This is a genomic window from Enterococcus italicus DSM 15952, from assembly GCF_000185365.1.
In the GTDB taxonomy this organism is placed as follows: domain Bacteria; phylum Bacillota; class Bacilli; order Lactobacillales; family Enterococcaceae; genus Enterococcus_G; species Enterococcus_G italicus.
In genome coordinates, this window is the sequence record NZ_GL622241.1 from 990,772 (window position 1) to 1,001,611 (window position 10,840).

The window sequence follows — 10,840 nt, forward strand, 5'->3', positions numbered from 1 at the left end:
AAGGGGACAAGAATGGCGAATAAAAGTATGCATTCATTGGTCAGAGGGGCATTTATTTTAACGTTAGCTTCTTTCTTTGCCAAATTGCTGAGCGCAATCTATCGTGTGCCTTTTCAAAATTTGGTGGGTGATCGAGGGTTTTATGTCTATCAGCAAATTTATCCGATATATGGGATTGCAATGACGATTGCGCTGACTAGTGTGCCACAATTTCTGTCAAAATTATTAGTCGGCCAGTCACCGTTAGAAAAGCGAACGCAGTTACGGACTTATTTTTCGTTTATTTTTGGTTTGTCTGTTTTGGCTTGGTTATTTTTGTTGCTTACGAGTGACTGGTTAGCGCTAGGTATGGGAGATAAGCAATTGGCACCTCTCATCCGAGTGACGTCCTTTACGTTTTTGTTGATTCCGTTTCTTTCGTTTTACCGCGGTAGTTTTCAAGGAGATTTCTATATGGTGCCGACTGCTGTATCACAAATCATTGAACAGGTGGTACGTGTTGGGATTATCTTGTTGGCGGCACTGGGCTATGTGACGCTGCATTATTCTATTTACCGCGTGGGTGCCTATGCGCTCTCGGGGTCGTTGTTTGGCGGAGTCGTTGCTTGGATGGTGTTGGTGCACTATAGCAAGCAGATGAGTGGCAATACGCTTTCCTTTTGGCGTTTTTTGCAGATTAAGCCACCGAGTAGAGCGGTTCGCATGCGTTTTTACCGTGAAGCCGGGATGTTGACGGTCTTTAGCTCATTATTGATCCTATTTCAGTTAATGGATTCGTTTTTTGTGGTGAATGGATTAATCATTGCGGGGATGCCCAAAGATTTGGCACAATTGGCCAAAGGGGTCTATGATCGCGGACAACCACTCGTTCAGTTAGGATTGGTCGTTGCTGGTGCATTAGGCACAAGCTTTCTGCCGGCTTTGACAGAACACTTGCGGTCGCATAAGCTAGTGAAGTTTCGTTTCTCAGCGATTATGTACTTGCGCTTAACGGTTTCACTGTCGCTAGCAGCATCGATTGGGTTAGCGATGTTGATGCCTTTTGTGAACTATACGTTGTTTAAAGATTTCCAAGGAACAAAGACGTTGCTTTTGTTTGTATTTGCGATTGCATTGATGGCAATTATTCAAGCTTTTCAAAGTATCGAACAGAGCCGCAACAAAGTATTGGCTTCTTTTAAAGCAGTTGTTTGTGGCTGCATCGTCAAGTTTGTCACGACAGGAATCCTGACAGCCGGTATGGGGACAATTGGCGCGAGCCTGTCGACGTTGCTCGGCTTAGCAGCGGTGTTAGCGACATTTTTGCATTTTGATGAATTGCAGTTGCATCAATTTTGGACACAGCGAAAGTTTGGTTGGCGCTTGCTTGGGGCGCTGGCCGGTATGGTGGTGATGTTAAGTGGGTATGATGCCTTATGTGTAGCCCTTTTAGCAACACAGTGGCATCGCAGTCTGACACTGGTGGTCAGCCTTGGCGGTGTTGTGCTTGGGGCAGCGGTGTTTTTGTTACTTATTATAAAATTAAAGGTTTTTACCGTACGGGAATGGTTATTCATTCCGTTTGGTGAGAAGTTACTACGAATAGGAGAGAAAAAATGAGAATTGATAAATTTTTAAAAGTTTCACGTTTGATTAAACGTCGGTCGGTCGCAAAAGAGGTTGCAGACAAAGGAAGAATTCAATTAAATGGCAAAATCGCTAAGTCGGGTACAACAGTCAAAGTTGGCGATGAGTTGCAAATTCAATTTGGTAATCGGACAGTCAACGTTCGTGTTGAAAAATTACAAGAGTCTACCAAAAAGGAAGATGCAAGCTCGATGTATACGCTTCTTTCAGACGAACGAGTGAACGCTTAAAAAATGCGCACGTATCAAAGTTGTTTGTAATATTGTTAGACAAGTGATTCTGATGTTGGTATAATGAAAAAGACAATCAAGAGACTGGGGCGAGTGGATTGAAAAAGCAAAAGAAAAACAAAGTAGCTTATCTGCCAACAGATTTCGCCAAAGAGCAATATGCAACTTACGCAAAGCAAAAGCGGCAAGTGATTTTTCGTCGTAGGCGTTTGGCTGTTATCTGTACAGTCGGTATTGTGGCGTTCATTAGTATCGGGTATAGCTTGGCAAGAGATTATGCACGTTTAGCCACGCTAAACACGTATAAGCAAGAGACGTTGGTTGAGCAAAAGCAAGTAAACAAACAAGTAAAACAATTGAAAGCTGATGTCGCATTATTAGAAGACGATGACTATGTAGCCAAGCTGGCGCGCAGTCGGTATTTCTATTCAAAAGACGGCGAGATCAATTTCAAAATACCGGATTCAGATAGTCAATCACCGACTGAGTCTAGTGATAAATAGGTCATCATGACGCGTATGTGTCAATGGAATATAAAAGGGTAATAAAATAGGAGGAACACATTTTTTATGTCAATCGAAGTTGGAGCAAAAGTACCAGGGAAAGTTTCAGGAATTACTAATTTTGGTGCATTTATTGATTTGGGAGCGGGCAAGACGGGCCTTGTCCATATTAGTGAAGTATCAAATGGCTTTGTCAAAGATATCAATGAAGTATTGAAAGTCGGCGATGAAGTGACTGTATTAGTAACGAATATTGGAGCAGATGGCAAAATCGGCTTATCTATTCGTAAAGCAGAGGATCGTCCGCAAGAAGAAAAGCGCGAGTTCCCTAAAAAAGATTTCCATAAAGCGGGACCAAAAAAACCGTTTAACCGCAATCAAGGAAATCAAAATGCAGCAAATAATTCGAAACAAGACTTCGATTCATTGATGTCTTCTTTTTTGAAAGATAGTGATGATCGCCTTTCTTCTTTGAGAAGAAACACTGAAGGAAAGCGCGGCGGTCGCGGCGGTCGCCGTAGCTAGTCAGTATATTGAAGGTTGAGCCTTGCGCAAGGTTCAACCTTTTTTGATTGGAGGGATCACAATGGATGTGCAGCGCATGCAACAAGAATTTCAAATCCGACAATTTGCAAACCAAGATGTCTTGCTGGCAGTATCGACAGGGGTTGACTCGATGGTTTTGCTCGATTTGCTGATTTCATCAGTGACGGATATCCAGCGAATAGCGGTGGTCCATGTGAATCATGGGTTGCGACCAGAGAGTGAAAAAGAAGCTTGCTTTATCAATGCGTATTGCAAAGAACACCAGCTAGATTTCTTTCAAGCCAATTGGACACCGACGTCTAGCAATATCGAAGCCAATGCACGCCAGTTTCGGTATGACTTTTTCAAAAAAATAATGAATGAACAAGGCTACAAGGTACTGCTTACTGCACATCATCGCGATGATCAACTCGAGACAATGCTGATGAAGGCGATTCGGGATGGGCAATTGACCGCGCTAAAAGGAATTGTAGCAAGTCAGCCGTTTGCCAATGGTCAACTTGTTCGGCCGCTACTACCTTATGACAAACAAACACTTTATGACTATGCCAAAAGGCGTGAGCTAACCTATTTTGAGGATGAGACAAATCAAGACTCGCTTTATTTCCGTAATCGGATGCGTCAGCAAGTCGTCCCGCTCTTAAAAAAAGAGCATCCCCAAGTAACGGAACACTTTCAACAGATTGCCAAGCAAGTCGAAGACAACGAGGCCTTGCTTGAAGAAGTCCTCTGGGAACAAGAAAAAGGGATGTTTAAGAAAACTACTACTGGTTGGTCACTGGATTTGTCTTTATTCCAAAAAAGATCGCCGCTGGTAAAAAAATATTTACTGGAAAAAGCAGCCCAAATTGTTCGTTCGACAGGGACAGTCGCGCTCTCGCAAAAACAAATCAATCAAACGCTCACTTTGCTTGATGAACACAAATCCCAATGGCTACTCAACATCGCTCATGGTTGGGTCATTCGCCGAGCCTATCAGACATTGGTTTTGGAGAAAAAGCCTGAGCAACAAGAACGGCAAGCCGTCACTTTAATGGAAGGCACACAGCTCTATTTATCAGATCATCAATGGATTGGGCTCTTCCAATCACCTGTGGACGAGAGTTTACTGCCCCCAAAAGTTCAGACTTGGTCGACTATGTCTGTGGCTTTTTCGGATGAACTAGCCTTGCCGCTTTCGGTTCGAAAGCGGCAAGATGGTGACCGAATCGCCCTGACTCCTGAATTGACGAAGCGACTTTCTCGCTGGCTAATTGATCAAAAAATCCCGCAAACACAACGCGAAGATGCTTGGTTTGTTTTAGATTCTACTAAGAAGGGTTTGGTTTTCTTTCCTTTTCTTCATTCCTATTTGAGTATTGCGAAAGAAACTGATAAAATACGGTACGTACTTCTGTATAAATGTCAGAAGTAACTTTGAAAGGAGAACGGTATGTTAGATAAAGATATTGAAAAAATACTTATCACACGAGAGCAAATTCAAATGCGTTGTGCAGAATTAGGAAAACAATTAACGGAAGAATATCAGGATAAAACACCGCTTGTGGTTGGTGTATTAAAAGGAGCTGTTCCTTTTATGGCGGATATTGTTCGTGAAATGGATTGTTATTTAGAAATAGATTTCTTAGATGTTTCTAGCTATGGAAACGCGACGGTATCTTCCGGAGAAGTGAAGATCGTGAAAGATTTAGATACAAATGTTGAAGGTCGCGATTTATTAATCGTGGAAGACATTATCGACAGTGGCAGAACGTTGGCTTATTTAGTTGACTTGTTTAAATACCGTAAAGCGAAGTCAGTGAAGATTGTGACGTTACTGGATAAACCAGAAGGACGCGTTGTACCGATTGAAGCCGATTATGTTGGTTTTGATGTGCCGAATGAGTTTGTGGTCGGCTATGGACTAGACTATATTCAACAATACCGTAACCTCCCTTATGTGGGTGTGTTAAAACCATCTGTTTATCAATCGTAAACTATCATAAATTCTATTTAAATATGATACAATGAAATGGTCAGATAAAGACAAGACGACAAGGAGGGCCCGCATGAATAAAAAAGGAAATGGTACGGTCAAAACGACCTTATATTATGTACTCATTTTGTTAGCCATGGTAATGGTTGTCTATTACTTTTTTGGTAACGGCAGCGATCGTTCGCCAGAAATTGAGTATTCGACTTTTACAGAGCAATTAAAGAATGGCGAAGTTGAATCATTTACGGTTCAACCATCAAATGGTGTGTATCGCATTACTGGGCAGTATAAAGATGCACAAAAAGTAGACAATGACAGTGGATTGAGCGTATTCGGCACAACGTCTTCTACCTCTACTTCATTTTCAACGATTGTCTTACCAAATGATTCCACATTGAATGAGATTACGACATTAGCGAGTGATCAAGGAGTCAAAACAGAGATTGAACAAGAGTCAAATAGTGGGATTTGGTTGTCACTATTGGTTAGTTTCTTACCTTTAGTGATCATCATCTTTTTCTTCTATATGATGATGGGTCAACAAGGCGGCGGCGGTGGCGGCGGAGGCCGCGGCGTGATGAACTTTGGTAAATCAAAAGCCAAAGAAGCAGACAAAAAAGCCAACCGCGTACGTTTTTCTGACGTAGCTGGAGCGGAAGAAGAAAAACAAGAATTAGTTGAAGTGGTCGAGTTCTTAAAAGACCCACGTCGTTTTTCTGCGCTTGGTGCGCGTATTCCAGCAGGGGTATTATTAGAAGGCCCTCCAGGAACAGGGAAAACATTGCTTGCAAAAGCAGTAGCTGGTGAAGCTGGCGTCCCATTTTATTCTATTTCTGGTTCAGATTTTGTTGAAATGTTTGTCGGTGTCGGTGCTAGTCGTGTACGTGACTTGTTCGATACTGCGAAGAAGAATGCGCCTGCGATTATTTTCATTGATGAAATTGATGCAGTCGGACGTCAACGTGGTGCCGGTATGGGTGGCGGACATGATGAACGCGAACAAACTCTAAACCAATTACTAGTTGAAATGGATGGCTTTAACGGAAACGAAGGCGTGATCGTGATTGCTGCGACAAACCGTTCGGACGTATTGGATCCAGCGCTTCTTCGTCCAGGTCGTTTTGACCGCCAAATCTTGGTCGGACGTCCAGATGTGAAAGGCCGCGAAGCTATCTTAAAAGTACATGCTAGAAACAAGCCATTAGCCGATGATGTCGACTTAAAAGTGGTAGCACAACAAACACCTGGCTTTGCCGGTGCAGAATTAGAAAATGTCTTAAACGAAGCAGCGTTAGTCGCAGCTCGTCGAAATAAAACCAAAATCGATGCATCTGACATTGATGAAGCAGAAGATCGGGTGATTGCTGGGCCAGCGAAGAAAGATCGCGTGATTAGTAAGCGCGAACGAGAAATGGTGGCCTACCATGAAGCAGGACATACGATTGTCGGTTTAGTTCTTAGCCGTGCGCGTATTGTCCACAAAGTGACGATTATTCCTCGCGGTCGCGCGGGCGGATACATGATTGCCTTGCCGAAAGAAGATCAAATGTTAATGACCAAAGAAGATATGTTTGAACAAATTGTTGGTCTACTTGGTGGACGGACAGCAGAAGAAATTATTTTCAACGTTCAATCAACAGGTGCTTCCAATGACTTTGAACAGGCGACTGGCTTAGCACGTAGTATGGTTACAGAATATGGAATGAGTGACAAATTAGGTCCTGTTCAATACGAAGGAAACCATCAAGTGTTTGTCGGCCGTGATTATGGTCAAACAAAAGCATACTCTGAACAAGTGGCTTATGAGATTGACGGAGAAGTTCGTCGCATTCTCGTTGAAGCACACGCGAAAGCACGTGAAATCATAGAAGAACATCGTGCGCAACACAAATTGATTGCAGAAAAACTATTAGAGTTTGAAACGCTAGATGCCAAAGCAATCAAATCTTTATTTGAAACAGGTAAGATGCCTGAGGGAGTGGAAGAAAATCCTTTCCCAAGCGAAAAAGCAGCATCTTATGAAGAAGCAAAACGAGCATTGGAACAAAAAGATGCGGAAAAACAAGCAGAACAATCAGAAACTGAAACGAAAGAAATCACACCTGATTCAACTGATGACAAAACTGTATAATGTTTTGACAAGAGAGCCGTTCATGGAATGACTCTCTTGTTTTTTGATGGAACGAGCGAGGCAGTTGAAAAAATTACGCATTCTCGGTATGATGCAGTAATGAAAAAGAAAGAGGAATTGGAAATGGCAAAAGATTATTTAGTAAAAGCATTAGCATATGGTGGCTATGTGCGTGCGTATGCAGTTTGTGCGACAGATGTCGTAGCAGAAGCACAGCGTCGTCACGATACTTGGAATACAGCGACAGCAGCACTTGGTAGAGCAATTGTCGGATCACTTCTATTAGGAAGCACTGTAAAGGGCGAAGACAAATTAACCGTAAAAATCCAAGGAAATGGACCGGCAGGCTTAATTATGGTCGATGCGAATGGTAGCGGTGAAGTAAAAGGGTACATTCAAAACCCAAAAATTAGTTTACCGTTGAACGCTCAAGGAAAATTAGATGTACGAGGCGCAGTAGGGACAGAAGGTATTTTCACAGTGATCAAAGATTTAGGATTAAAGGAGCCGTTCTCTGGTCAAACACCGATTGTCTCAGGTGAGCTCGGTGAGGACTTTACTTACTACTTAGCGGCTTCTGAGCAAGTACCTTCAGCTGTAGGCTTGAGTGTATTAGTTGATACGGATGATTCTGTGCGCTCGGCAGGGGGCTTTATGCTACAAATTATGCCAGGTGCATCCGAAGAAATGATCGCAAAAATCGAAAATCGTCTTCAAGAACTACCAAAAGTTTCGACTTTGCTTGATCAAGGCAAGACACCCGAAGATATTTTAGATACCATTTTTGCTGGCGAGTCAGTAATGATTTTAGAAGAAATGCCAGTTGAGTTTAAATGTGATTGTTCAAAAGAAAAATTTGCTTCAGCTATTTTAACGCTAGGATCCAAAGAGATTCAAGATATGATTGATGAAGACCATGGCGCAGAAGCTGTTTGTTCATTTTGCGGGAACAAGTATTTCTTTGATGAGCAAGAACTGACAGAGATTAAGGAAGAGATTACTGGAGGAGCAAAGTAAAATGTCTACATCTTGGATGATTGGTCAAGTGGAGATTCCCAATCGTGTCGTTGTGGCACCGATGGCAGGTATTTCAAATGCCGCATTCCGTGTGACAGTGAAAGAAGCTGGTGCGGGACTAGTCGTGTGTGAAATGATTAGTGACAAAGGGATTCAGTTGCGCAACAAAAAGACATTAGAAATGTTGTACATCGACGAAACAGAGCATCCGTTGAGTTTGCAAATTTTTGGTAGCACAAAAGAATCACTCGTTGAGGCGGCTCAGTTTGTCGAGAAAAATACGACGGCAGATATCATTGACATTAATATGGGCTGCCCGGTAAATAAGATTATTAAAGCCGAGGCGGGTGCTAAATGGCTGCTTGATCCAAACAAAGTATACGAAATGGTACAAGCAGTTGCTTCGGCAGTATCCATTCCTGTGACGGTAAAGATGCGTACGGGCTGGGATGAGGAGCATTTATTTGCTGTAGAAAATGCGTTAGCCGCACAAGCAGCTGGTGCCGCAGCTGTTGCGATGCATGGAAGAACGCGTGTACAAATGTATGAAGGCAAAGCTGATTGGTCCGTCTTGAGAGAAGTGAAGAAAAAACTCTCGATTCCTCTCATGGGCAACGGCGATGTACGCACACCTGAAGATGCGCGGCGTATGTTTGAAGAAGTCGGCTGTGATGCCGTCATGATTGGTCGAGCAGCCTTAGGTAATCCGTGGATGATTGGGCGTACCAATCACTACTTGCAGACCGGCGAATTGATTGCTGAGCCGACACCAGAAGAGAAAATTGCGATGGCTAAGCTTCACTTTGACCGACTAGTAGCTCTAAAAGGAGAAAGAATCGCAGCAAGAGAGTTTCGCCAACATGCCGCCTATTACTTAAAAGGCATTTCAAGAACGGCTAAGCTAAAGGCTGAAATTAATAAATCAGAAGATCGTCAAACTACCATGATGTTACTCGATGATTTTTTGGCAAACCAAGTAGTGGCTGGATAATTGTTGCAAATCAAAGCAAGTCGGAGTAGAGATTCGGCTTGCTTTTTTGCCTGAAGATTGGCATTATAAGAAAGAAGCATATCTGAGAATGGAGGAAAACTCGTGACAGAGGAACGACAAACACAAGAAGAATTAAATGATCAAATGCTGGTTCGTCGCCAAAAAATGGAGTCATTACGTGAAGAAGGGATAGATCCTTTTGGTCATCGTTTTGAGCGCACACATCAATCAGCAGAACTACATGAATTATTTGATCCTCGTACGAAAGAGGAATTAGAAGAGATGGGTCTGACTGCTAGTGTGGCTGGACGTATTGTAACCAAGCGCGGTAAAGGGAAAGTCGGCTTTGCTCACTTGCAAGATCGTGAAGGCCGCATCCAGATTTATGTCCGTAAAGATCAAGTAGGTGATGAGCCCTATGATGTCTTTAAGCATGCTGACTTAGGTGATTTCTTCGGTGTGACTGGTCAAATCATGAAGACCGATACTGGTGAAGTAACGATTAAACCAACTGAAATTACCATTTTATCAAAAGCGTTGCGTCCATTACCTGACAAGTATCATGGGTTAACGAATGTTGAGCAACGCTACCGTCAACGTTATTTGGATTTGATTAGCAATCAAGAAAGCTTTGATCGTTTTACAAAACGAAGCAAAATCATCAGCGAAATTCGTCGCTATTTAGATGGGTTAGGCTATCTTGAAGTGGAAACACCAGTATTGCATAATCAAGCAGGTGGGGCAGCTGCACGGCCATTTATTACACATCACAATGCATTAGATATAGATTTGTATTTGCGCATTGCGTTAGAATTGCACCTAAAACGGCTAATCGTAGGTGGCATGGAAAAAGTCTACGAAATTGGACGAGTATTCCGTAATGAAGGAATCGATACGACGCATAACCCAGAATTTACCATGATGGAATGTTATACCGCGTATACAGATTATCGTGATGTAATGGACTTGACAGAAGCAATTATTCGGACTGTCGCTGAAAAAACACTAGATACAACAAGTATCACGTATGGTGGAGCACCTGTTGATTTGGGTTCTGACTTCCGACGCGTACACATGGCAGATGCTGTAAAAGAAAAGACGGGCGTAGATTTCTGGCAAGAAATGTCCATTGAACAAGCACGTCAATACGCGAAAGAACACAATGTTGAAATTACCGATGCAATGGCAGTTGGCCATATTTTGAATGAATTTTTCGAAACATTTGTTGAAGAAACATTACAACAACCGACATTTGTTTACGGTCATCCTGTTGAAGTATCACCATTGGCTAAGAAAAATCCAGAAGACCCACGATTTACTGATCGTTTTGAATTGTTCATCGTTGGCCGTGAATTTGCCAACGCCTTTACTGAATTAAATGATCCAATCGATCAAAGAGAACGTTTTGAAGAGCAAGAACGTGAAAGAGAAGCAGGAAATGATGAAGCACATGGCGTGGATGAAGATTTCTTGGAAGCTTTGGAATATGGTATGCCACCAACCGGAGGGCTAGGGATTGGAATCGATCGACTAGTGATGCTTTTGACGGATGCACAATCAATCCGTGATGTGTTGTTATTCCCGACAATGCGTTAATAGTAGTGTATTAACCAAATAAACTGAATAATGAATGAATTATTTGTTATAAAAGAGCTGGAAGACGAACGTTTTTCAGCTCTTTTTTTCGAATGAAAGTGTTTAGGAGAAGAACTGAAAAACCACAAAAAAAGATTGACCTATGGCAAATTACTTGTTATATTAATAGAGGTCTTAAAAAGAGAGCTTCATCTGAAATTTTATTTTTAAAAAGTGTTGACGAAT

The 10,840-nt window shown here is 42.3% G+C and carries 10 protein-coding genes; all 10 read left to right on the forward strand.

Features of this window, described 5'->3' with window-relative positions; genetic code table 11:
* Positions 1–12 precede the first annotated feature (12 nt).
* The 10 genes from HMPREF9088_RS04640 (at position 13) to lysS (ending at position 10,615) form a co-directional block, all read left to right on the forward strand.
* Positions 13–1,599 carry a putative polysaccharide biosynthesis protein gene (locus HMPREF9088_RS04640; protein WP_007208004.1) on the forward strand — a complete coding sequence of 529 codons (1,587 nt, stop codon included), beginning with the start codon at positions 13–15 and terminating at the stop codon, positions 1,597–1,599.
* Complete coding sequence (locus tag HMPREF9088_RS04645) at positions 1,596–1,856, forward strand: RNA-binding S4 domain-containing protein (RefSeq protein WP_007208005.1); 261 nt, start codon at positions 1,596–1,598, stop codon at positions 1,854–1,856. Before HMPREF9088_RS04640 ends, HMPREF9088_RS04645 begins: the two co-directional genes overlap by 4 nt.
* Before the next feature lie 98 nt (positions 1,857–1,954).
* Positions 1,955–2,359: an FtsB family cell division protein gene (locus tag HMPREF9088_RS04650; RefSeq protein WP_007208006.1), complete on the forward strand. Its 405-nt coding sequence runs from the start codon at positions 1,955–1,957 to the stop codon at positions 2,357–2,359.
* Between the two features lie 66 nt (positions 2,360–2,425).
* Entirely contained in the window at positions 2,426–2,884 is a 459-nt protein-coding gene (locus HMPREF9088_RS04655; RefSeq protein WP_007208007.1) for a S1 domain-containing RNA-binding protein, read from the forward strand.
* 61 nt (positions 2,885–2,945) lie between these two features.
* Positions 2,946–4,319: a tRNA lysidine(34) synthetase TilS gene (gene tilS, locus HMPREF9088_RS04660; RefSeq protein ID WP_007208008.1), complete on the forward strand. Its 1,374-nt coding sequence runs from the start codon at positions 2,946–2,948 to the stop codon at positions 4,317–4,319.
* 18 nt (positions 4,320–4,337) lie between these two features.
* Complete coding sequence (hpt, locus tag HMPREF9088_RS04665; protein ID WP_007208009.1) at positions 4,338–4,880, forward strand: hypoxanthine phosphoribosyltransferase; 543 nt, start codon at positions 4,338–4,340, stop codon at positions 4,878–4,880.
* Between the two features lie 73 nt (positions 4,881–4,953).
* Positions 4,954–7,011, forward strand: coding sequence for an ATP-dependent zinc metalloprotease FtsH (gene ftsH, locus HMPREF9088_RS04670; RefSeq protein WP_040366426.1), 2,058 nt, complete (start codon positions 4,954–4,956; stop codon positions 7,009–7,011).
* A 123-nt stretch (positions 7,012–7,134) separates the two neighbouring features.
* Positions 7,135–8,028 (forward strand): Hsp33 family molecular chaperone HslO, encoded by an 894-nt coding sequence (gene hslO, locus HMPREF9088_RS04675; RefSeq protein ID WP_040367253.1) that lies wholly within the window; start codon positions 7,135–7,137, stop codon positions 8,026–8,028.
* Position 8,029: 1 nt separating this feature from the next.
* Complete coding sequence (gene dusB / locus HMPREF9088_RS04680) at positions 8,030–9,019, forward strand: tRNA dihydrouridine synthase DusB (RefSeq protein WP_007208012.1); 990 nt, start codon at positions 8,030–8,032, stop codon at positions 9,017–9,019.
* Positions 9,020–9,121: 102 nt separating this feature from the next.
* Positions 9,122–10,615, forward strand: coding sequence for a lysine--tRNA ligase (lysS, locus tag HMPREF9088_RS04685; RefSeq protein ID WP_007208013.1), 1,494 nt, complete (start codon positions 9,122–9,124; stop codon positions 10,613–10,615).
* Positions 10,616–10,840 lie beyond the last annotated feature (225 nt).